Annotated in this window: 21 protein-coding genes; 6 read left to right on the top strand and 15 right to left on the bottom strand. The window is 50.4% G+C overall.

What is annotated here, in order from left to right:
• Positions 1–13: 13 nt before the first annotated feature.
• Positions 14–1,294, bottom strand: a complete 1,281-nt coding sequence (locus tag BLQ36_RS10840; RefSeq protein ID WP_033170627.1) for an NCS2 family permease — start codon at positions 1,292–1,294, stop codon at positions 14–16.
• Between the two features lie 214 nt (positions 1,295–1,508).
• Between BLQ36_RS10840 and BLQ36_RS10835 the strand changes: the two genes are divergently transcribed.
• Together BLQ36_RS10835 and BLQ36_RS10830 are read left to right on the top strand one after the other, a co-directional pair.
• On the top strand, positions 1,509–2,165 hold the full coding sequence (locus BLQ36_RS10835; protein WP_033170628.1) for a Crp/Fnr family transcriptional regulator: 657 nt from the start codon (positions 1,509–1,511) through the stop codon (positions 2,163–2,165).
• A gap of 27 nt (positions 2,166–2,192) precedes the next feature.
• Positions 2,193–2,672, top strand: coding sequence for a hypothetical protein (locus tag BLQ36_RS10830; protein ID WP_074515603.1), 480 nt, complete (start codon positions 2,193–2,195; stop codon positions 2,670–2,672).
• Positions 2,673–2,717: 45 nt separating this feature from the next.
• Here the strand turns inward: BLQ36_RS10830 and alr are convergent, their stop codons facing one another.
• Positions 2,718–3,827, bottom strand: a complete 1,110-nt coding sequence (gene alr / locus BLQ36_RS10825) for an alanine racemase (RefSeq protein ID WP_074515602.1) — start codon at positions 3,825–3,827, stop codon at positions 2,718–2,720.
• Between the two features lie 90 nt (positions 3,828–3,917).
• Between alr and BLQ36_RS10820 the strand changes: the two genes are divergently transcribed.
• Complete coding sequence (locus BLQ36_RS10820) at positions 3,918–4,292, top strand: NusG domain II-containing protein (RefSeq protein WP_074515615.1); 375 nt, start codon at positions 3,918–3,920, stop codon at positions 4,290–4,292.
• A 12-nt stretch (positions 4,293–4,304) separates the two neighbouring features.
• The gene (locus BLQ36_RS10815; RefSeq protein WP_074515601.1) at positions 4,305–4,799 is read left to right on the top strand and encodes a Gx transporter family protein; all 495 of its coding nucleotides are present in this window, start codon (positions 4,305–4,307) and stop codon (positions 4,797–4,799) included.
• A 360-nt stretch (positions 4,800–5,159) separates the two neighbouring features.
• On the opposite strand, the gene BLQ36_RS10810 is transcribed toward BLQ36_RS10815, so the two are convergent.
• The 6 genes from BLQ36_RS10810 to BLQ36_RS10785 form a co-directional block, all read right to left on the bottom strand.
• Complete coding sequence (locus BLQ36_RS10810; protein ID WP_074515600.1) at positions 5,160–6,416, bottom strand: putative porin; 1,257 nt, start codon at positions 6,414–6,416, stop codon at positions 5,160–5,162.
• Between the two features lie 298 nt (positions 6,417–6,714).
• Entirely contained in the window at positions 6,715–8,055 is a 1,341-nt protein-coding gene (locus tag BLQ36_RS10805; RefSeq protein ID WP_074515599.1) for an S-layer homology domain-containing protein, read from the bottom strand.
• A 278-nt stretch (positions 8,056–8,333) separates the two neighbouring features.
• Positions 8,334–9,635: a porin gene (locus tag BLQ36_RS10800; RefSeq protein WP_074515598.1), complete on the bottom strand. Its 1,302-nt coding sequence runs from the start codon at positions 9,633–9,635 to the stop codon at positions 8,334–8,336.
• A 280-nt stretch (positions 9,636–9,915) separates the two neighbouring features.
• The gene (locus BLQ36_RS10795; protein WP_074515597.1) at positions 9,916–11,232 is read right to left on the bottom strand and encodes an S-layer homology domain-containing protein; all 1,317 of its coding nucleotides are present in this window, start codon (positions 11,230–11,232) and stop codon (positions 9,916–9,918) included.
• 364 nt (positions 11,233–11,596) lie between these two features.
• Positions 11,597–12,916, bottom strand: coding sequence for an S-layer homology domain-containing protein (locus BLQ36_RS10790; RefSeq protein ID WP_074515596.1), 1,320 nt, complete (start codon positions 12,914–12,916; stop codon positions 11,597–11,599).
• Between the two features lie 297 nt (positions 12,917–13,213).
• A complete protein-coding gene (locus BLQ36_RS10785; RefSeq protein WP_033170641.1) occupies positions 13,214–13,417 on the bottom strand; it encodes a DUF951 domain-containing protein in 204 nt (67 codons plus the stop codon).
• Between the two features lie 31 nt (positions 13,418–13,448).
• Here BLQ36_RS10785 and BLQ36_RS10780 point away from each other — a divergent pair, with 31 nt between their 5' ends.
• Positions 13,449–14,246, top strand: coding sequence for a carbon-nitrogen family hydrolase (locus BLQ36_RS10780; RefSeq protein ID WP_033170642.1), 798 nt, complete (start codon positions 13,449–13,451; stop codon positions 14,244–14,246).
• 91 nt (positions 14,247–14,337) lie between these two features.
• Here BLQ36_RS10780 and BLQ36_RS10775 read toward each other — a convergent pair whose 3' ends face one another.
• From BLQ36_RS10775 to BLQ36_RS10765, 3 genes are all read right to left on the bottom strand, one after another.
• Positions 14,338–14,934, bottom strand: a complete 597-nt coding sequence (locus BLQ36_RS10775; protein WP_180364873.1) for a molecular chaperone TorD family protein — start codon at positions 14,932–14,934, stop codon at positions 14,338–14,340.
• Between the two features lie 144 nt (positions 14,935–15,078).
• Positions 15,079–16,263: a PucR family transcriptional regulator gene (locus BLQ36_RS10770; protein WP_074515594.1), complete on the bottom strand. Its 1,185-nt coding sequence runs from the start codon at positions 16,261–16,263 to the stop codon at positions 15,079–15,081.
• Positions 16,253–16,813 carry a 4Fe-4S dicluster domain-containing protein gene (locus BLQ36_RS10765; protein WP_074515593.1) on the bottom strand — a complete coding sequence of 187 codons (561 nt, stop codon included), beginning with the start codon at positions 16,811–16,813 and terminating at the stop codon, positions 16,253–16,255. The genes BLQ36_RS10770 and BLQ36_RS10765 overlap by 11 nt, the downstream gene beginning before the upstream one ends.
• Positions 16,814–16,885: 72 nt before the next feature.
• On the opposite strand from BLQ36_RS10765, the gene BLQ36_RS10760 reads away from it, so the two are divergent.
• A complete protein-coding gene (locus BLQ36_RS10760) occupies positions 16,886–18,883 on the top strand; it encodes a molybdopterin-dependent oxidoreductase (protein ID WP_318260979.1) in 1,998 nt (665 codons plus the stop codon).
• 66 nt (positions 18,884–18,949) lie between these two features.
• On the opposite strand, the gene BLQ36_RS10755 is transcribed toward BLQ36_RS10760, so the two are convergent.
• The 4 genes from BLQ36_RS10755 to glyA all read right to left on the bottom strand — a co-directional run bounded on the left by BLQ36_RS10755 (position 18,950) and on the right by glyA (position 23,464).
• Positions 18,950–20,179 (bottom strand): Fic family protein, encoded by a 1,230-nt coding sequence (locus BLQ36_RS10755; protein WP_074515592.1) that lies wholly within the window; start codon positions 20,177–20,179, stop codon positions 18,950–18,952.
• A 252-nt stretch (positions 20,180–20,431) separates the two neighbouring features.
• On the bottom strand, positions 20,432–21,538 hold the full coding sequence (gene ychF, locus BLQ36_RS10750) for a redox-regulated ATPase YchF (protein WP_033170655.1): 1,107 nt from the start codon (positions 21,536–21,538) through the stop codon (positions 20,432–20,434).
• A gap of 22 nt (positions 21,539–21,560) precedes the next feature.
• Positions 21,561–22,199, bottom strand: a complete 639-nt coding sequence (gene upp, locus BLQ36_RS10745) for a uracil phosphoribosyltransferase (RefSeq protein ID WP_033170656.1) — start codon at positions 22,197–22,199, stop codon at positions 21,561–21,563.
• A gap of 17 nt (positions 22,200–22,216) precedes the next feature.
• Positions 22,217–23,464: a serine hydroxymethyltransferase gene (glyA, locus tag BLQ36_RS10740; protein ID WP_074515591.1), complete on the bottom strand. Its 1,248-nt coding sequence runs from the start codon at positions 23,462–23,464 to the stop codon at positions 22,217–22,219.
• Between the last annotated feature and the right edge of the window lie 73 nt (positions 23,465–23,537).

Here is a 23,537-nt window from a genome sequence, read left to right as displayed (position 1 = left end):
TGTAAATTCTTTATTAGAACCCTGCCTGGAAAACAAGGTTCAAGAGGAAAAGAAAGCCAAGCCCGTACCCCAGTACGTGAACTTCCTGCCGTCGCCCATTCATGAGTTTCAGCAGGGGATATGCCGTAAACCCAAAGGCGAGACCAGTAGAAATACTACCGGACCAAGGAATCAGCACGACAACCAGAAAGGCGGGGAACCATTCCGAGAAATCGTTGAATTCCACATACTGGAGCTGCTGCATCATCATCGCACCCGTAATGATAATAACCGGTGCAATCGCAGCCTGGGGCACAAATGAAAGAAGAGGGATAAAGAAAAGAGATAGGGCAAACAGTACAGCTGCCGTGAGAGCCATAAGACCCGTGCGGCCGCCGCTGGCGATGCCGGCTGCGCTTTCCGCAGCGGCTACCGTCGGACTGGTACCCAACAACCCCGAGAACATCGTCGTAAACGCCGATCCCTCGAAGGTTTTTTTGAATTTACGCTGGTCCGGAAGAATTCCTTCCAGCAGGCCCATGGTCTCAAAAATCATGATCATGGACATCGAGAATACCGACAGTAAAAACGGTATGCTCGTCATATTACTGAAATCTGCCTTCAACAAAAGCTGAGGGTAGAGAGCGAGATTTGCAAAATTCAAATCCATCGGTGCCGCATCGCGGATTCCCACGAAGTAGCCCACCACACTCGTCACAAGAATGGCAATAAAGAAGCCGCCCATAACCTTGCGGAAATAAAGCAGCAAACTCAGCACGAGTCCGAACAGCGCCAACAGCGCCACGGGATTCGTCAGGCTGCCAAGCTCCACCATGGAATTCGCTCCCCGCTGGATGAGCTGGGCCTTTTCCAGACCGATCTCCACCAGATACAGACCGATGCCAGCCGTAATCGCCGATTTCAGCGACCCCGGTACCGCCTGACTGAGACGCGTACACCACTTAGTACAAGCCACAAACACAAAGATAAGTCCCGATATGAGGGAGATGGCAATCGCCTCATGCCAATGAAGCCCCATATTGACGCAAATCGTATAGGTAAAGAACGCGTTGATGCCCATGCCCGGGGTCAGCACAATCGGTGCATTCGACCAGAATGCCATGAGCAAACAACCGATAACCGACGAAAAAATCGTCGCAAAGACCGAAAGCTCCGCAGGAATCCCTGCATCGGCCAGTATCATCGGATTGACGATAATAATATAGGAAATCGCAAAGAAGGCTGTGATGCCCGCAATCACTTCGCGCTGCAGACTCTTCCGCTGCTGTAATGCGCCGTCAAATAATTTTTTCATGGGGCGCGTTCTCCTTCCTGTTTTGTATCACTTGATTCCATTACCTAGTTTACACATTCGGAAAACAATAAAAAAGGACATTTGTCTTTAATGTCCTAAAAATTTTCATTTATCATTATTCTGAATATTCTTGGCGCCGAATTGGTCAGTATTTGCCTAATGCCAAAAATATTATATAATAGTGAAGATAACAATGTATAGAAAGGAACTTGCTATGAAGCTTGAATATATGCTTGACCATATGCCAGAAGGCATCAAACGCCAGACGACTCATAAGGTTTTTCTGCCGGGTGAATCGGTTGTCCGCAAAGGCGAACGCGCCGACCACGTCTATCTTTTGACCCGTGGCAGCACCCGCGTCAGCAACGAATTTGCCAGCGGCCAGCGCTATACCTTCGCTTCCCTCGAAGTCCCCGATTTAATCGGCGACCTCGAAGTCCTGGCCGGACAGGAAGCCTATGCCGCTTCCAACGAGGCCGTCACCACCTGCGAAGTGCTGGCCATGAGCGCCGAAACCTTCCTGCTGTGGATGCGCACCGACAACGAATTTGCCCTCGCTGTCGCCCAGCTGTTAGCTGCCAAGATGTATCCGACCTCCAACGAGGCCGGCCGCGTCAAATTCCTGCCCAGCCTCGAACGCCTCCACAGCTATCTCATAAAACGTCTGGGAACCATCGAAACGGATATGTTCATCCTGCACACGAGCCGTCAGCAGATTGCCGACGACATCGGCACCAGCGTCAAAACCGTCAACCGCGGCGTCACGAAGCTCAAGGAAGCAGGTCTCATCAGCCTATTGCACGGCAAAATCACCATCAACAAGGAACAGCAGGCCGCCCTGCATAAAGCCTTTGATGAAATCATCGAGTAATCTTTTCCGAAAGGGTAGCCATTTATTATGTTTTTTTCGCTGAAAAAGCTTCTATTCTTCGGCGGCATCGGCCTGATGCTGCTCGGCGTCTTTGGTCTCTCCTTTGTCTGGAGCCTTGACCACCGCAGTGCCGACAGCCTCTCCTCCTACTGCCGCATCGATTTCCAAAGCTCCCGCACCGAAACGGGCTCCTTGGAAGGCGCCGTACTGACCATCTGGGATTGGCGCTATGACAGCTCAAAACTCAAACCAGAGGCCATCCTCTACACCGACGGCGATGCCTGGGAAATGAAGGCCGCCGTCAAACAGGAATCGGCTGGTACGAGCAAAGACCATCCCTATCAGAACGAAAACAAACTGTTCGTAGAACTGCCGCGAGCCAGCCTGCCTGCCATCCGCAAGGCCGACAGCGTCCGCTTCCGCTTCTACTACGACAACGGCCAGACCATCGACCTGCCCCTCAACGCTCCGGATCTGGAGTATTGGAAACGACAGGTTGCCGAATAACTGCGCCAATAAAAATACCGCTGACTCCATGAGTCAGCGGCTTTTTTATTTCACATATACGCGCGGCACCCGCGGGGAAATCAGGCAGGGCACCTCATAATTTATCGTCCCGAGCCAAGCGGCTGCATCGTCAATCGTAAGCGTCTCACTGCCAAACAGCGTCGCCACATCGCCGATTTTCACCTCGGGGATATCGGTCACATCCACCATGACCTGGTCCATGCAGACGCGGCCGGCAAGTTTCGCCCGCTGTCCATGAATCTCGACATACGCCTGCGGGCTGTAGGCGCGGATATAGCCGTCAGCATAACCAATCGGCAGCGTTGCAATGCGGCACTCGCGCTCTGCGACAAAGGCACGCCCATAGCCGATGCTCTCCCCCTTGTGCAGGGTTTTCAGCCAAACGACTTTTGCCTGTAATTTCATCAGTGGCTGCAATTCAATCGGATGCGTGACTTCCTTCGACGGCCAAAGACCATATTGGATAACACCGGCACGAACCATATCAAAATGCGCCTTGGGAATCTCCAGGATAGCTGCCGACTCGGCAATATGACGGATGGCAAGCTTCACGCCCTGTTTTTCCACTTCGGCAATTGCCTGACGGAACTTATCGAGCTGCATCTTCGTATAGGCCTTGTCCTTGCAATCTGCCATGGCAAAATGGGAGAACATGCCCTCGATTTCCAGCCCCGGCAGCTTTGCCATCTTAGCCGCCAATATCCCAATTTCCTCTGGACGCACGCCGATGCGGCCCATGCCCGTATCCACCTTCAAGTGAACCTTGACGGTCTTGTGCTGACGGCAAGCCTCTGCCGACAGCGCCTTGGCCAATTCCAGCTCACAGACCACCTGGGTGATGTCGTAATCCACGACTTCCTTAGCATCCTCCGGCATCACGAGGCCCAACAGCAGAATCGGCGTCGTAAAGCCTGCCTGGCGCAGCTCAATACCCTCGGAAAGCGTTGCCACCGCCAGATAAGACGCGCCAGCCTGAACCGCCACCTGAGCCACCGGCACCGCACCATGACCATAGGCATCTGCCTTGACCACGGCACAGAGCTTCACACCAGGTTTCAACTGTTTCTTGATTTCTTCATAATTCTGGGATAGCTTCCCTAAATCTACCTCGGCCCAGGCTGGACGATTCGGCATACTGCTCGCGCTCCTTTATCGATAACATTATACAATTGTAAAGTATAGCAAACTAACTTGGGAAAGTCTATAATAGAAAATATGAAGAAAATGCTAAATAGAGCGGATATCCTGCTCATAATCCTATTATTATTTATATCGCTTATGCCATTGCTGTTTTTGACCAGTCAAAAACAGGCCCGGGTCTATGCCGATATCACCATCGACGGAAAACTAAGCCGCCGCATCCCCCTATCCGGTCACACCGGCCGCGATACCTTTGTCATCAGCCACGACGGGCATAGCAACACCATCGTAGTCGAAGATGACACCATCGCCGTGAACGAGGCCGACTGCCCCGATAGGCTCTGTATCCTGCAAGGCCCCGCCCAAAAGCCCGGTGACATCATCGCCTGCCTGCCCCATAAACTGCTTATCGAAGTAAAGGGCGAACAGCCCGAGGCAGACCTCATTCCCATGCGCTAATCAGGAGGTCTTATGAATCCAACCAAAAAACTTGTCTACCTGGCGCTGCTTACTGGTCAATCCCTGGCGTTGTTCCTGCTTGAAGGACTTATCCCCCTGCCATTTCTGGCGCCGGGAGCCAAGCTGGGGCTGGCCAACCTCATAACTTTAGTGGCCCTCTACACCCTGCCCCGCTGGCAGGATGCCGCCCTTATGCTGTTTTTGCGCATCGTGCTGTCCTCGCTGTTCGGCGGCGGCCCAGCCATCCTGCTCTACAGCCTGTCCGGCGGAGTCCTGAGCTTTGCCGCCATGGTTCTGCTCAAGAAAAGTGGCCGCTTTACGCTTTTAGGTATCAGCAGTGCCGGCGGTTTCTGCCACCACATCGGCCAATTGCTAGCCGCCAGCCTCACTATCGGCGGCCCCCAGCTGTTCTGCTACCTGCCCATCCTCGGCCCCTGCGGCCTCCTAACCGGCTTCCTGCTCGGCTGGACTGCCACAAAAATACTTGTTCACATAAAAAAATCGTAGTATAATAAACTTAGGCTAAAGAAGAAGATGCCGAATGTATCACAAACAAAACGAAAAGCCCCAGAGATTAGGCCCTCTGGGGCTTTTCTTGTGTCCTTATTCAGCGACACCAGACTGAGGCTAGTTACCCATAAGGAATGCAAGCAAAACGTCTAGCCATTTAGCAAGATAGTAGGCCACTATACTCGCTGCAACTACCCGCCAAAAAGAAGAAGACATCAAATGTATCACCTCCCAACTGTTACCAGTTTGGGGATGGGTAGCATTTTTATTTTATCATATATTTCCAACTTATAACACAAAAAAGCCTCCGCATTGCGGAGGCTTTTACTGTCAGTAAACTGCTTGTAATCGCAAGGATTAGAAGAAGAAGTTTACGCGACCGAAGACGTTCTGAGCTTTGTGGTCATCGCCGAGATCTTTGTTGCGGCCATAACGAGCCTGTGCTACAACGTTCTTGAAGAGCGTGTAGTTGCCGCCGATTTCCCAGCCTTTCTGGCCAGCATCGATAGCATCGTAGGTGTTGAACAGGTCAACGTTGTTGCCAAGGTGACGGTAAGCTACCCAAGCACCCCAAGTACCTTTGTTCTCCTGCTCAGCGCCTTTGTAGTCGAGCTCAGCAGCAGCAGCCTTCTGATAAGCATCAGCATCATGGTTCTCAGCGTAGTAGCCGTTTACAGCCCAGTTCTTGTCGAACTTGTAAGCGCCCTTTGCCATCCAGATGTTAGCTTCGTCCGTAGCATTTTTAGCATACGTAGCTTCCTCACCATAATCAGCTTTAACCGTAGCACTGTTCAGGTGATGGTAGTCAGCACCGAGGGACAGTTTGCCAAAGTCATAGCCGAGACCAGCATACTGATAGTTAGCCGTATCATATTTTGCAGATTTAACATCTTTAGCACTTGCAATGCGGCCAGCACCAGCCGTCAGTTTCAGAGCTTTGCCGAAGGAAACCTCAGCACCGGAGAACGTCGTATCGAAGATGCTGTCATCATCGATCGGAGCGAATTTACCGAGCTTCGTGGAGAAGTTCGTGTAGTCGCCCTGTGCCCAGATACGTTTCAGGGTAACGTTGTCACCCGTATCCGCGCGGAGATCAGCCGTAGCATCGAGGCGTGCATTTACATGCCAGTTGTTGTTGACCTCAGCGCTCGGCTCGAGGCGGAACAACAGCGTGTTAGTCGTTTCATCTTTGTCTACGCTTTTCTCTTCGATGTGACGCTTAGCCGTATACTCAGCCGTGCCGTTCCATTTTACTTTATCAGCATTTTTCTCGAGGTTAGCAACGCGAACGCCGAGGTTGTTGAGCTCGTCGCCGAACTCAGCAGCCAGTTTGTCCAGCAGAGCTTTGTCGTTGCCGGAAACCGTTACGTTCTGGCTCTTAGCCATAGCGCGGGCAACCATTACAGCCATCTCGTAACGAGTGATCTGTTTCTGGCCTTTGTACGTGCCATCGCCATAACCCGTGATAACGCCATCCTGAGCCAGCTGTGCTACTGCATCATATGCCCAGTGGTCTGCCGGAACATCGGAAAACGGGTTTGCTGCTGCAAACGTCGTGCTAGCTGCGCCAACAACGAGAGCCGTCGTCAGTGCGGATACAAGAGTCTTTTTCATAAAAGAACCCCTCCTCATAAATAATAATATACCCTTAATATTCCGAGGAAAGATTAGAACTTCTTGTGAGTGTCCATGTTTCCTCAACAATTTTCTTAATTATCCCTCAGAACAGCCTTAATATTATCATAAATATTTTGCAAAAGCAAGCAATTTCTCGATAATAGTTCTCAAATAATCATTAAAGTTCCTTTAAGTAATTAAAAAACGGATAGAATTTCTTTTGTTTCTTCGCAAAAGAAATTCTATCCGCCCGATTTATATCGGTTTTAACTTAGTCGTAACTTCACCGGTTCGATTAGAACAGGAAGTTTACACGGCCGAAGAGGTTCTGAACGTCTTTATCCGTCTGGAGGTCTTTGCCTTTACCATAGCGGAGCGTCAGAATCGTGTTCTTGAACATAGCGTAGTTACCGCCAACTTCGAAGCCTTTCTGACCATGGTTATCGATGTTGATAACATCCCACGGGCTGGCAACGAAAGCATTGCGGCCGAGGTGACGATATGCTACCCATGCACCATAAGAGCCTTTGTTCTCAGCCTGTGCACCCTTATAATCGAGCTCTGCACTGCCAGCTTTGTTGAAGTAATCGGCATCATGGTTCTGTGCATAGAAGCCTTTGAAAGCTACATTCTTGCTGAAGCGGTAAGCACCTTTCGCGAGAATGATGTTAGCCTCATCCGTCTTGGAGTTGGAATAAGCGTTCTTCACACCGTCCTTATTGAAACCAGCTGCATTCAGATGATGCCAACGAACTGCACCCGTGAGTTTCCCCTTGTCGAGTCCAAGGCCAACATACTGATAGTTAGCGGCCGAATCAATTACATCATCGCTCCAGTTATTATATTCACCAGTAGCCGCATTCAGAGCAGCTTCATGATTCAATGCTGCCGGGCTGTTGACACGGCCGGCACCAGCAATGAAGTTTACACCATCACCAGCCGGGTTGTAGCCAACCTCAACACCAGAGAACGGCGTATCGGTAATCGTATCATCATCCGGAGCGGCAAATTTACCGAATTTGTAAGTCATGCTGCCGTAGTTACCCTCAGCCCAAACACGTTTGAGTGATACTTTATCATGGTCAGCATCATTTGCTTTATCCGTATCCAGATCCGTATCAGCATCGAGACGAGCCTTTACATGCCAATGATTGTTGACTTCAGCGCTCGGCTCGAGACGGAACAGCACGTTGTTGCGGCTGTCTTTTCCATCGATAGCCTGACCATCCGTCATATAATGCTGGAACGTATACTCCGCCGTACCATGCCATGCAACTTTATCGGCATTTTTCTCGAGATTAGCTACGCGAACACCCAGGTTGTTGAGCTCATCACCGAACTCAGCAGCCAGTTTGTCCAGCAGGGCTTTGTCGTTGCCAGAAACTGCTACGCCATTGTTGTTAGCCATAGCGCGGGCAACCATTACAGCCATCTCATAACGCGTGATCTGCTTGTCACCTTTGTAGGTGCCATCGCCATAACCCGTTACCACACCGTCTTTAGCCAGCTGAGCTACGGCATCATAAGCCCAATGATCAGCCGGTACATCCACAAACGGATTCTGAGCAGCGAACGTCGTGCTGGCAGCACCAACTACGAGTGCCGTCGTCAATGCGGATACCAGAGTCTTTTTCATAGTGAAACTCCCCCTAAATATAGAATATATAACCCCTCGTCCCTAAGATCAGTATACCAGGTTCGTTTCCCCACGAGTATCCTTGTTTCCTCGTACCCCTGGTACCTTTCCCTCGGACGATTCTTATAATATCATAAATGGCGTTTTTTGACAACGGTTCCACATAATTTTTTCGCGATTTTTCGCATTTTTTCATGTTTTTCTAAACAATTACACGAAAAAGCCTTCCCCCGAAAGGGAAGGCTTTCGATTCGAATCAATAATTCGCTAATATTTTTTTAGAATTTGAACTCAACGCGGCCGAAGAGTTTCTCGGCATCTTTGCCGCTGTCGATTTTCTCGCCGTTGAAGTATTTGAGCGTTGCTACCGTGTTCTTAGCGAGCGTGTAGTTCGTGCCTACTTCCCAGCCTTTCGTGCCAGCCCATGCACCATCATAAGACGGGTCAAAGGCTACGTTCTGGCCGAGGTGACGGTAAGCAGCGTATGCACCCCAGGTACCCTTGTTGGCATCCTGTGCCCCTTTATAGTCGAGCTCTACGGAACCAGCTTTCTTGTAGTTGTCAGCCTTAGCGTTTTCGGCATAAGTACCAGCGAGGGCTACATTCTTATCAAAGGCATAGCGGGCATTAGCCGACCAGATCTGAGCCTTATCGCTGGCCTCGCCATTGCGGTAGTTTGCCATGTTCTTGAAGTTGTCGCTCTCGAGGTTGTGGTAAGCAGCACCGAGGGACAGTTTGTCCTTGCCATACTGCAGGCCAACGCTCTGCATGCTAGCCGTATCGTTGATATCGTTGCCATCAGCATCTTTACCAGCAGCTTTTACCGCAGCGTTGTTCGTGCTGCCCGTCAGATCATAGCGGCCTGCCTGCAGCGTGAGTTTGAGGTCTTTGCCCGTGCTAAGGGATGCACCGGAAATCTCATCATCGAAGAGCAGGTCTTTGTCGAGCTGCATCGGCAGTTTACCAAGTTTGATGTTGGTGTTGCCATACTGACCATCAGCCCAAATGCGTTTGAGGCTTACATCGCTGTCGCCAGCTTTTTTCTCGCTGTCGCTCTTGAGATCCGTCTTGGCATCGAGACGAGCATTTACATGCCAGTTGTTGTTGACTTCAGCGCTCGGCTCGAGGCGGAACAACAGCTCATTGTCGTTATCACGGTCTTTGGAGCCGGCAGCGTTTTCTTCACGCTGGCTCGTATAGGTATAACGAGCCTCGCCGTTCCATTTTACTTTGTCGGCATTCTTCTCGAGGTTGCTTACGCGAACGCCCAGGTTGTTGAGCTCATCAGCAAACTCAGCGGACAGTTTGTCCAGCAGGGCTTTGTCGTTGCCGCTGACATTCTGTTTTGCCATGGCTTTAGCAACCATCTGAGCCATCTCATAGCGGGTAATCTGTTTGTCACCTTTGAAGTTGCCATCGCCATAGCCTTCGATGACACCATCGTTAGCCAGCTGAGCTACCGCATCGTATGCCCAGTGGTCAGACGGTACATCCTGGAACGGGTTCGTAGCAGCAAATGTAGTGGAAGCAGCACCTACAACCAGTGCCGTAGTCAGTGCAGATACAATAGTTTTTTTCATGATAATCTCCTCCATTTCGTAAAAACGAAAAGTAAAAAATGTTGTCATCCTTCCGGTCCGGGTCGGCGGAGCATCATGAGTGTCCATGTTTCCTCAGCGCTCTTTCGCGTCCCTGTCCCTTGGGATGATTTAATTATATTACTTGACAAAGTCAATTACAATTAATGAACGATTATTCTTTCCTTATGTTTTGATTAGATAGTTTTCTAAGTCAACTATAAGAATAAGAAAAAGACCTTCCTCAAAATGAGGAAGGTCTGACCAATCGAAACAAAATCGATTAGAAGAAGAACTCAACGCGGCCGAAGAGCTTGGAAACGTCTTTCTTCGTGTTCAGGTCTTCACCGTTGAAGTATTTCACGTTAGCAACCGTGTTCTTGAACAGCGTGTAGTTGCCGCCGACTGCCCAGCCCTTGGAGTTGAGCTGTGCATCATCCGTGTTGGCATCGATAACAGCGTATTTGCCGATATGACGATAAGCTACATAAGCACCCCAAGTGCCTTTGTTGGCTTTCTGAGCGCCTTTATAGTCGAGCTGTACCATGCCAGCCTTGTTGTAGTAGTCAGCTTTCTCATTCTTGATGTAAGCGCCACCGAGGGCTACATCTTTGCCGAACTTATAGGAACCAGCGAGTTCCCAAGCACCGAAGTTTCCTTCCGTGCCGCTCTTAGCATAGTTAGCCGTCTTGAAGCCATCAGCCGTTGCATGGTAGTAAGCGGCCGTACCAGCGAGGCTGCCAGTCTTGTAGGACAGCGCAACACTCTGGAGGTTAGCAGCCTGGTCATCGCGCCAGTTTGCTGCCAAACCAGCCGAATCCAGCGTAGAATCACCAGCCAAATCAATGCGGCCAGCGAATACCGTTGCTTTGAGTTTGTTGCCAACCGTTACAGCAGCACCAGAAGCCTGGTCGTTGAGCATCATGGAATTATCATAGTTCGTAGCAACACCGAACTTACCGAGTTTAACCTGGAAGTTCTTGTAGTCGCCCTGTGCCCAAATGCGTTTGAGTTTTGCATTAGCGTTCTGCGAAGAACCATGCTCCGGGCCAGCAGCCTTCGTGTCCGAATCGAGAGCCAAATCTGTAGAAGCATCAATACGAGCTTTTACATGCCAGTTGCTGTTGATTTCAGCGCTCGGCTCGAGACGGAGCAGAAGCTCATCATCATTGACTTTGGTCTTTTTACCATCTACAGCTTCCGTACGTTTGCTCGTATAGGTGTAACGAGCTTCGCCGTTCCATTTTACTTTGTCGGCATTTTTCTCGAGGTTGCTTACGCGAACACCCAGGTTGTTGAGCTCGTCGCCGAACTCAGCTGCCAGTTTGTCCAGCAGGGCCTTGTCGTTGCCCGTGACATTCTGTTTTGCCAGTGCACGTGCAACCATCTGAGCCATCTCATAACGCGTAATTCTGTTGTCGCCTTTGAACGTGCTATCACCATAACCCTCGATGATACCATCGTTAGCCAGCTGTGCTACAGCATCATAAGCCCAGTGTTCAGCCGGTACATCCTGGAACGGGTTCTGAGCAGCGAACGTCGTGCTGGCAGCACCAACTACGAGTGCCGTCGTCAGTGCAGTTACAAGAGTCTTTTTCATGAGAAATTCCTCCCTTTTCAATAAAACAAAAACATCTGTCTCGAGAAGTGTTTGGTAAGGAATTCCCATGAGTTTCCATGTTTCCTCAGCGTCTTCCTTATCATTCTATCTCGATTGATTCCATATTAGCACGCAGCACGAGCAATTGCAAACATTTTTTAACTGTCTGATAACTTACCTCTCAGCCTCTTTTAACATCTGAAAACAAGCTGAAAGCCTGTTATATCAAGCTTGAAATCGGTTTCTTTCCCCCTGAAAAGACCACCTTTCCTTCTATAATATCCTAGAATTATATTTCGATTAAATAAGCCCCTTGACCGGTTTGAACCAGTCAAGAGGCTTATTTTACCACCGTTTTCTTCTATTAGAAGAAGAAGCTTACGCGAGCGTAAAGCGTCTCTGCTTTGTCGTTATGGTTGGCGAACTGTTTGCCGTTGAAGTAACCCAGCGTCGTCAAGGTGTTCTTCATCGGAACATAGCTTGCGGAGAAATCCCAGCCTTTTTCGTTCAGCGTATCATGACCCGTACCAACATTTGCATGCGCCGTATCGAAAGTCGGCATCAGCGAAGCGTTGCTGCCCAGATGACGGTAGGCAACCGATGCACCAAAGGAACCTTTGTTGGCTTTATTGGCACCCTTGTAGTCGATCTCAGCGCTGCCGGATTTCTTGTAGGATTTTGCATCCGTGTTCTCAGCATAAGCACCAGCTACTGCCCAATTCTTGTCAAACGTATAACGAGCGCCTGCGGACAGGATGTCGGCATCGTCCTTATCAGCTTTGTAGCCCGAAGCCGTCTTGAATACTTCGCTGCTGAAATGGCGATAGCCAAGGCCGCCACTCAGTTTGCCCTGTTCAGCACTCAGCTGAACACCCTGATAGCTGGCGACATCTTTCACAGCCGGAACAGCCTTGTTGGCCTCCTTTGTTACGGCAACATTTGCCCGATCGTTGATATTCCAGCGGCCAGCCTCAGCCGTGAGTTTTACTTTGCTGCCAACCGTAGCCTGTACACCGGAGAAGAAGTCATCCATTACGAGGCCATCATCGTTGGTGGAGTAGAACGGCATCTTACCTGCTTTGACGTTCAGGCTGCCGTAGTTGCCTTCCGCAAAGATATAGGACAGTTCCGTCGTGCCCGTGTTGTCCTTATTCATGAGGAAGTTGCTGGTCAGACGAGCTTTGACGGACCAGTTATCGTTGATTTCAGCCGTCGGGAACAGACGGAAGGAAACATGGTCGATGTTGTCCTTGCTCTTTTTGCCAGCAGCATTTTCATCGCGATAGCTCCAGTAACGGTAACGAGCCTCGCCCGTCCATTTTACCTTGTCAGCATTTTTCTCAAGGTTGGCTACGCGAACGCCGAGGTTGTTGAGCTCATCGGCAAACTCAGCGGCCAATTTGTCCAAGAGGGCTTTATCATTGCCGGAAACCGTTACATTCTGGCTCTTAGCCATTGCCTTGGCCACCATCTGAGCCATCTCATAGCGGGTAACCTGGCGGTCCCCTCTGAAATGAGTGCCATCATAACCATTGACAATTCCATCCTGTGCCAGCTGTGCTACTGCATCGTATGCCCAATGCTCTGCCGGTACATCCGAGAACGGGCTTGCTGCTGCAAACGTCGTGCTGGCAGCGCCAACTACGAGTGCCGTCGTCAGTGCGGATACAAGCGTCTTTTTCATAATCAAGACTCCTCCCCAAAATATATAGAAAAAACGTGCCTGTTCGCAATCAGCGGATACCTTCTGCCGGAGTTTCCTTGTTTCCTCCGCCAATGTCCTTTAATTGCGAACATGTATCCCATGATAGCATAACCATTACAAATTTACAAGTATCAATCCTGTTTCATTGCCCCACTCGTAAAAAAACGCCCATCGGCTTCGCAAACGACCGGTTAAGGCCCTCACGTGTTAACCAATGGGCATTTTTTATCTCCCGAACGGCTATTTCACGCCGCCCCGGATATGGTATAATTATTCTTAGTTTTCCAAATCTGCGTGTTTCACAATGGCACGCACCATTTTTTCGAATTTTGGCCGGGGGAGCATCACCAAATGACCGCACCCTTGGCATTTCAGACGGAAATCCATGCCGACGCGCAGGATTTCCCACTCACTGCTGCCGCAGGGATGCGGCTTCTTCATGCGAACGATATCGCCCAGGCTGTACTGTTGTTTTTCCATTTTATCTTCTCCCCTCATGAGGTGATTTACTATGAAAGTTGCCATCCTACAGATGGCAGTCGCATTCGGCGAGCCCCAAAAGAATATCGCAAACCTCTATCGCATGGCAGAAGACGCCATGAAGAGCCGCCCCGATGTCCTGCTGCTGCCGGAGCTCTGGCCGGTAGGCTTTTATCCGCAGCCAATCCGAGACTACGCCGATCCCGACGGCAGGCAGATGCGCGACACCCTAGCCAAACTTTCCAATCATTATCAGGTCAATATCGTCGGGGGTACCGTAGCCAACGCCATCGGCAAACAGGTCTTCAATACCTGCTATGTCTTTGACCGCAACGGCCAGCTGGCCGCGACCTACCATAAAGCCCACCTCTTCACCCCCAGTGGCGAAGCCGAGGATTTCGAACCGGGAAACAGTCTCGTGACGGTTACCCTCGATGGGGTAAAATGCGGCATTGCCGTCTGCTATGATATCCGTTTCCCCGAATTCACCCGCCAGCTTACCTTAGCCGGCATCAATGTACTCTTCCTGCCAGCCGCCTGGCCACAGACCCGACTGTTCCACTGGCAGACGCTGATTCGCGCCCGCGCCATCGAAAACCAAATTTTCATCGCGGCCTGCAACGAAGCGGGACTCGGCCCTCATGACACCCCGCTAGCCGGACACTCGGCCATCATTGACCCCTGGGGGGAAATCCTCACCGAAGCCGGCGAGGAGGAATGTATCCTGCAGGGAAATCTGCGACCAGCCATCCGCACCCAGATAAAAGAATCCATGGATGTTCTTGCAGACCGCCGCGAAACATTATATCTTTCCAAGCCGAAAAAATAAGACGCAAGGAGCAGACAGCCTGCTCCTTGCGTCTTATTTTACGTTATAAAAAAGGGAACGTCAATATAGGGGAAAGCTCGTGAAGCAGGGATTACGCTTCACAAGCATCGAGGGCAATCAACTCCTGCTCCGACAGCAGGAAGGTGTTCATCGCCGCGGCAACATCTTTGCAAAAAGCCGATACACTGTAGCGGCGCACATCGCGAAGATGGTCATAAAGCCAGGCGAGAATGTGTTCTTTCAAAAACCATTGATAGGTGCAATAGAGGCCATCGGCCTCCTTGGTCTGAAGCGATGGCAGACCAGCCAAGGTCTCCAAAAGCTTGCTCACAAAGGCAAGGGAATAAAAGATATGGCCGTCCAAGGCATCATCTTCCTCCGCGGACGCCATGCCAGCCTCCACACAAGCACTGCGCACCAGCAGATTTTCCGATTCAATCAGCTGCGGATTGACCTTATGATAAAACGCCTCAAACGGTGGTGCCAAAAGCGTGCACGGCCCAAGGAAGAGCCGATTGTAATCATAGGCACTATCGACATCGATTTGCGGCACAACGACCCGACCCGGCAGCAGCGCACCAATATGCTGTGCTGCTGCCTTGCCCGAGCGCAGGACCCCCGAATAATACTCAGACAACTCGCGGTATATCTCTGCTTTCTGCAGCAAGGCTTCCCTGCTTCCACACATTTCCATTTCACACCTTTTCTAAAATTTTCCGCACATATCAATTTTACTATCCATTTTACTAGAACTTTTGCCCTTTGATACTGTAGATTCCTCCAAATATCTATGATAAAAAATATATATTTCCACAAAGGATTAAACTTTAATTTAATACTTCGTCCGCTTGATGATGCGAATAGCCTGACAGGCCACATAAAAACGTACGCGATCACCGGCCCGTCCGAGTTCTACTCCTAGGATCTCCTGAATCTTTTTCAAACGGTTGCGAAGCGTATTGACATGGATAAAGAGCCGCTCGCTAGCCTGCGGCAACGACTCGTTCTCCTGAAAATAAGCCTCCAAAGTATCAAGATAGCCCGTGTTATTTTCCTCGTCGTGTTCCATCAACGGCCCCAAAGTCTCCTGTACGAAATCGTCCAGCTCCTCTGTCCGGATATGGGATAAGAGCTTCAGCACGCCGAGCTCTTCATAGCAGGTAATCGCGTTTTCCGGTTGACGGAACCTTCCCAGACTGACCGCCTGTCGGGCCTCCTGCAAGCTGCGGCAAAAATCAGCGGCTAATGGATACAAGCGCCCAATGCCAATCGAAAATGCCGGCAGATGGGGATTTTTCTCCCGAATTTGCTCCATCATCGAGCGGATAATCTTGACAAAATTCCCCTGACCGCTTGATTTCTGTCCCGAATCCGTTAGCAGTATCACCAGCTGATCCCTAAGTTGCATCGTAATCGGCTGTGCGAATCGCGAAGCCAAAAAACGGCTCCAATCATGCTCAAGCTCGTCGAGAAAATACGTCTCCTGCCCCGACGGCAATGGATGATCGAAATCAATCACCACGACATGATGCGGCCGTTCCAAATTCATATTCCAGAGTTTCCCGAGCTTGATCATCTCCTCGGAAGTCTCAAAATTATGATACAGCAAATCGTACAAGAACTGCTCCCGATGACTCCGCTGTTCCCGACGAATCTCCTGTTCGTGCCAGAGCAAAAAATTCAGATGATGCACGAGCTCATCCAAAAAATTCGTTTCCTCCAGCGTCAAATCGGCCGAATCCACCTCTAGTACCAACCAGCCGAGTGACTGTGACTTCATATACAGTCCGCGAAGCGTAAGTCCCGGGAAAGATTTCTCTTTTTTCTGCAATAGTGCCTGCCGGCGGTTGCGAAGCAAGGACAAGACCGATTGTGATAGCGCATCGGTCTTGTAGCGGACATCCCCGCTAGGCTCGATTACCGCCAGCTCCAGCTCCAGCTGCCGGCTGACTATATTCACTTTCTCTTCTATTGTATTATGACGCCAAAGCTGATTGGCATCATATTTACTTGTCATGGATTTTCTTCCCCTCTTTACGCCAGAAACAAACAGGTTCCCGCGCCTCGATAAAACGCATCGATGGACGCGTATAGCGCACCAGCGGATCCCCCGGAAAGTCAATTTGCTCCGCATTTAGGGTAATCAGCTTTAATGCACCCACTGGACATAATTCGACGCATACAGGCTTTTTCCCTTCTTTTAACCGCTCGAGACAAAAATCACATTTCTCGGCTTTCCCTGTCTTGGCGTTGATATGGGGGGCCTCATAAGGGCAGGCTCCCACACAGCGTCCACAGCCAACACAGCGCTCACTGTGATGAATAACCACGCCATTGCGCAGTTTGTCGTAACAATTCTCCGGACAGACGCGGATACATTCCGGCGACGCACAGTGATTGCACCCCAACGTCAAAAAGCCCTGCGGCCGTTCGCCGCCCCCCACCCGTTCCACATGACGGAAGCTCTTTTCTGCCTCTGGGTGCTGACGCGCGCAGGCCATTTCGCAGGCCCGGCAGCCGACACATTTGGACAAATCTACCTCAAATCCCAGTTGATGTGGTTTCATATCCACGCCTCCTTCCTAATCTATCTATGTTATAATGATAGCACAAAAATAGTCAGAAAGGGGAGTTTCTCATTGAACCGGCAAACCTATACCATCACCCGGCACATGTGTCCACGCAACTGCTACGACTCCTGCCCCATGCTTGCCTATACCAGTCACGGGCGCATCGACCACATAACGGGCGATTCCCTGACCCCCGGTGCCGCCAAACAGCTTTGCTCCAAGAGCAATCAAATCCTCTCCACCGTCTATCACAAAGACCGGCTCCTCTATCCCATGCTCCAGCACGAACGCGGCAGCGGGCACTGGCAGCGCATCTCCTGGGACACAGCCATCGATATCATCGCCCACAAAATTCTGGATCTCAAAGAACGCTTTCATTCCACACTGCCACTCTGCCTCAACAAATACTCGGGCAATTTTGGCCTGCTTCGCAACGCCTGCGAAGGCATGTTCAACAGTCTCGGCCCAACGACCCAGACCATCGGTACACCTTGTTTCTCCTCGGGAATTGATGCACAAAAATTGGATTTTGGCGGCAACGTCACCTCCCAGACGCAAGGCCTCGTCAACTCCAAACTCATCCTGCTATGGGGCGTCAATCCAGCCTGGACAGCTATTCATACGATGCCGGCTCTCTACGCGGCCCGCGAATGCGGCGCAAAAATCGTCGTAATCGACCCCATCCGCACCGAGACCGCCAGCAAAGCCGATTACTACATCCAGCTGCGCCCCGGAAGCGACGCCGCCCTAGCCTTGCTGCTGCTGTGCCGCCTCTATGCCCGCCACGATCTAATCACCGAATCCAATAAAATCAAAGGGCTTGAGGAATTCCTGACGGGACTTACGAAAATTGACCAGTCAAAACTACTGGCCGCTGTTGATCAAACCGATGAAACCATCGATTTTCTCGTGGAGCTCATCGCCGCCCACCATCCCATGCATATCTGGGCCGGTTTTGGCCTCCAGCGCCATTTGCAAGGCGGCCTTACCATCCGGCTTATCGACGCACTTTCCATGCTGACCAACAACATCGGCATCGCCGGCGGCGGCGTCAACTTTGCCGACCGTGAAGCCTTCCAGCTGCCATACTTCATCAAACAGTGCCGCGACGATACCCGCTTTGTCAACATCAATCAATTCTCCCATACCCTGCAAACGTTAAAAGACCCTCCTGTCCGCCTGCTTTGGATTGCCTGTCGCAATCTATGGTCGCAGGACGTCGGCCTCCAAGAACTCCACGCCCTCTGGCAAAACCTCGAGCTCATCGTCACGGCCGATAAATTCCTAACGCCAACGGCCCAAATGTCTGACATCGTCCTGCCTGTCACCACCGAATTCGAGGACCTCGATATCTACACAGGGTATTTCCAGCAGTGGCTCGGCATCAACGAACGAGCCATCCCACCCCAGGGCGAAACCAAAAGCGACCTCGAAATCGCCCGGCTGCTGACCCACCGCCTAAACGAACTGGCTCCAGGCACCAGCACCTTCCCCGCCCATCTCACCGATGAAGAATTTCTGGACCGGGAACTCCCCGAATCACTCTGTCTTTCCATCGGCATCAAAAACTGGCGCCAGCTGCGCAAAGGCGCCATCAAAGTGCGCCCCACGCCCATTGCCTGGGAGGGCCAGCACTTTGCCACCGACGACGGCAAATTCCACTGCTGTCCCATTCCCCAAAACCTTGTCCAACTACTCCCCTCGGAGGAAATGCCCTTCTACTTCATCACGCCACATGCACAACAGAACATCAACAGCCAGATTCACACGCGGCTAAAAGAACTTTCCGAATACCCCATCGTCTACCTGCACCCCCAACCAGCCAAACAGCGTGGGCTTTCGGAATCCCAGCAGGTTATCCTCTGGAACCAATACGGAAAACTGACCGGAATCGTCTGCTTCGACAGCAGCCTGCCTCCTGACGTCATCCTCTGTTATCAAGGCAGCAGCAAACACGGGACCGTCAACGCCCTAAACGGCGGCCGCGTCAGCGACCTTGGCAGCCTAAGCACCGGTGCCCCCGGCGTCGCTCTCTATGACGTATTAGTAAATATCCGCAGGAAATAAAATCGTGTTATAAATCCCAAAACGCCTTCCTATAGGAAGGCGTTTTTGCGTAGCAATCAATATCTATCAAATTGAAGCAATTAGGGGCAATGACTCGAGATTTAACTTAAACCTATGTGCACGATGACTTTTATCGACGCAAACATACTCCGATGGAATATTATTAATATGTGTCTTTATCGTCCGTTCATTCTTTCGCAAAGTTCCTGCAATCTCTGCTAGTGTTGCCCCATCCTCCGAAAACAAAGCAGCTTGGAGTAATACATAACAAATACTTTTATCCGTTCGATTATCAACAGCCTCAAGCCGTTCTAACAACCTGCTGTATTCTTCTAACAATCGCTCCTTCTCCTTTAAATCTTCTTTAACACGCACGATACTCTTTTCTATAATCCATAAAAAACCTGTAATGAATGGGGTTAAATCTCCCCTATTTCCATAGGAATTTGTCTCCTCAAACAATTTATAGTACATGCGAAGCGATTTTTTTATGGTTATGGACAACCGAATTGCCACTAGCGGGCTCAAAATACGCGCAAGATAAAACGAGGTGATAAATCGTGACGTACGACCATTGCCATCATAAAATGGGTGTATATAACCAAACAGGTAATGGAAAATTGCTACTCGCACCAAATTAGGAATTTGAGAATCATGCAATATCGCTAGTGCTTTATCCATGCTATCGATAATGCGTCTTTCTGGAAAAACGCCACGATGTATCACTTTTGTTTTTGACCATACCTCCACACTGTTTTTTCGAAATATTTCGCCATCAGGAATATTTTTAGGATCATCTCTGCGAATTTCATCTAAAATAAATTCATCATAGAATTTGCGCAAATCCGAACTGTTGCTAAAAGAAATATCCTGTTTATTCTGCAACTTGATATACTTATTAACAGTACTCCAAAGGCGTGTAGTTTCCGCTACCGATATATTATCCTGCGCATCAAGCGCCTGACTGATTTCCTTTCGCGTACTATTAACCCCTTCGATATCATTACTGGATTTTATTTCCTCTATCAAACATGCCCGTTGGAATGCCTCGATAGCAATAGCAGGAATACGGTTGGCAATTTTCGTCAACTCGTTCATTTGGCTCATCAGCGAGATAGTTGTTTGCATAAGTTCTTCCGTATAATAAAAGAACGCTGGATAGTGACGCTGACTCTTCGCAGGATGAATATCGAATGCAAGTACATGCGTCAAGGGCGAATTGTACAGCGATTGGTAAAGTTCATTCCATTTGTGCTCATCAGAATGAAACAGCGCGTTTAAATGAATACTCTCCATACGAACATCCCTTCTTATGACATAATTTCAGTACCCCAACTAGGAAAGAACAGCGTTTTTTTCCTAGTTGCTAATTTATGTAGGAAAAAACAGCGCTTTTTTCCTACATAAATTAGCTTCACTCCTGCAAAACTAAGAAATCCACTTTCCTTTGTTATATAATAACTTCCCTACTACGAAAACACAAGCTAACCAAAAGAGGCTGGTTCACATGCTCAAAACATGCACCAGCCCCTTGACTATGATTAAATTTTATACATTAAAGCGGAAGTTTACGACATCGCCATCCTGCATGACGTAGTCCTTACCCTCAACACGTACCTGTCCTTTTTCGCGGGCTGCGGCGACGCTGCCGTTCGCTACGAGATCGTCGTAGTTGACAATCTCGGCACGGATAAAGCCACGCTCGAAATCCGTGTGGATTTTGCCAGCAGCTTTCGGTGCCGTCGTACCTTTGACGATCGTCCAAGCACGGCATTCATCCGGGCCAGCCGTCAGGAACGTCTGCAGTCCCAAAAGGTCAAAGGCCGCCTTAATCAAACGGTCAAGACCACTCTCCGTCTCGCCGAGATCTTCGAGGAATGCTTTCGCCTCTTCTTCGTCGAGTTCAGCAATCTCCGACTCAACTTTCGCCGAGATAGCAACTACCTCTGCGCCCTCCTGAGCCGCGAATTCCTTAACCTTCTGCACATACGCATTTTCCTCGAAAGCCGTTGCCACTTCATCTTCAGCCACATTCGTGACATAAAGCGTCGGTTTCAGCGTGATGAGATTCATATCCTTAATGACCTCGAGGTCATCGTCGCTCAAATCAACCTGACGGGCCGGTTTCGCCTCATCCAGAGCTTCCTTGATACGACGCAGGATTTCATCCTCGACGCGGGCTTCCTTGGCACCGGATTTCGCCAATTTCGCCACCTTCATGATGCGCTTCTCCACGACCTCAAGGTCAGCGAGGCAAAGCTCCGTCTGGATGATGTCGATATCGCGCAACGGGTCGATTCCCCCCTCAACATGCGTGATATTCGGGTCTTCAAAGCAACGGACAACATGAGCGACTGCATCGACCTGACGGATGTGCTCCAAGAATTTATTGCCGAGGCCCTCACCTTTCGATGCGCCTTTTACGAGACCGGCAATATCCACAAAACGAACCGATGCCGGCGTCGTTTTCTTGGAATCATAGAGCTCGTGGAGCACCTTGAGGCGCTCATCCGGAACCGCTACAACGCCGACATTCGGCTCAATCGTGCAAAACGGGAAGTTGGCCGCCTCAGCGCCAGCCTTCGTAATCGCATTAAAAAGCGTACTCTTGCCGACATTTGGCAGGCCGACAATACCTACTTCTAAATTACTCAAAATACTTACTCCTTTAAATCAATCAAAGCGTGCCGAAGATACGGTCGCCAGCATCGCCCAGACCCGGTACGATATAGCCCTTTTCGTTGAGCTTCTCGTCGATGGCCGCAACGTAGAGCGGTACATCCGGATGATCTTCGTTGATGACCTTGATGCCTTCCGGTGCAGCTACGAGGCACATGAGAATCAAAGACTTCGCACCTTTTTCCTTGAGCAGGGAAAGCGCTGCCGACGCACTGCCGCCCGTTGCGAGCATCGGGTCAACGACGATAAGCGTACGCTCCTCGACATCATTCGGCAGTTTGCAATAATACTCTACCGGTTTGAGCGTCTTCGGATCGCGATACATGCCGACATGACCGACACGAGCTGCCGGAATCATGTTGACCACACCATTTAACATGCCCAGACCTGCACGCAGGATGGGAACTACGCCCACCTTCTTGCCCTCGAGAACCTTGGCCTTGCATTTTGCGACCGGCGTCTCAATCTCGATTTCCTTCAGCGGGAAATCGCGGGTAATCTCGTACGCCATGAGCATAGCAATCTCTTCCAAAAGCTCACGGAAATCCTTCGTTCCCGTATCCTTCTGGCGCATCAGCGTCAACTTGTGCTGAATCAGCGGGTGATCGATTACGGTAACTTTCATATCTTCAGACATTTTCTTTCTTCTCCTTTTTACTCATAAAGCGGGTACTTTTCGCAGAGAACAGCAACGCGCTTGCGTGCCTCCTCTTTCGTGGCTTCATCCTGTGGATTCGAAAGGACCATTGCTATGATGTTGCCTACTTCTATCATATCATCCTCTTTAAATCCACGGGTCGTAAGGGCCGGCGAGCCCAAACGGATACCACTCGTGACGAACGGGGAGAGCGGCTCGAAAGGTATCGTGTTGCGGTTGGCGGTGATATTGACCTCATCGAGCACAAACTGGGCCTCTTTGCCCGTGATGCCCTTGCTCGTGAGGTCGACGAGCATCAGATGGTTATCCGTACCGCCCGAAACGATGCGGAATCCATCCTGAATCAAAGTGTCCGCCAAGGCCTTGGCATTCTTCTTGAGCTGCTTTGCATACTCCTTGAACTCCGGACGCAGGGCCTCGCCCAGTGCGACAGCCTTAGCCGCGATGACATGCATCAGCGGGCCGCCCTGGATACCAGGGAACACCGCCTTATTGAACTGCTTGCCAAACTCGGCATCGCGGCAAAGGATCATTCCTCCGCGCGGACCGCGCAGCGTCTTATGGGTTGTCGTCGTGACAACATCAGCATAAGGAACCGGACTTGGATGCTCTCCAGCAGCGACGAGTCCAGCAATATGCGCAATATCCACCATCAGATAGGCGCCAACCTTCTTTGCGATCTCGGAAAGACGCGGGAAATCAATGACGCGTGCATAGGCAGAAGCACCTGCCACAATCAGCTTTGGCTTGCATTCCTCTGCCTGTTTCTCCAAGGCATCATAATCAATAGTCTCGGTCTCCTTCGTAACACCATACGGAACAATGTTGAAATACTTCCCAGACATATTGACCGGACTGCCATGCGTCAAATGGCCGCCATCCGTCAGATTCATTCCCATGACCGTATCCCCTGGCTGCAGCAGCGCAAAGAACACCGCCATATTGGCCTGCGCCCCCGAATGCGGCTGCACATTGGCATAAGCCGCCCCAAAGAGCTTTTTCGCACGTTCAATGGCCAGCGTTTCCACCTCATCCACGAATTCGCAGCCGCCATAGTAACGTTTACCAGGATACCCTTCCGCATACTTATTCGTCAGCACACTGCCCTGGGCTTCCAGAACGGCCTTGCTCACGATATTTTCCGATGCGATAAGCTCCAGCTTCGTACGCTGGCGGTTCAGCTCACGATCGAGCTGTGCAGCGATTTCGGGGTCAGACTTCTTCAGTGTTTCCATAAGACTCATAGGGAGAACCTCCTACAAAACAGATGATGAATGCGGACACTTGCTTCATTAAATTTTACAGTATAGCGGCAAA

Origin of the sequence: Selenomonas sp. WCT3, assembly GCA_900100835.1 — a bacterium.
GTDB lineage: Bacteria > Bacillota > Negativicutes > Selenomonadales > Selenomonadaceae > Selenomonas_A > Selenomonas_A ruminantium_E.
This window is presented reverse-complemented; position numbering and strand designations above follow the sequence as displayed.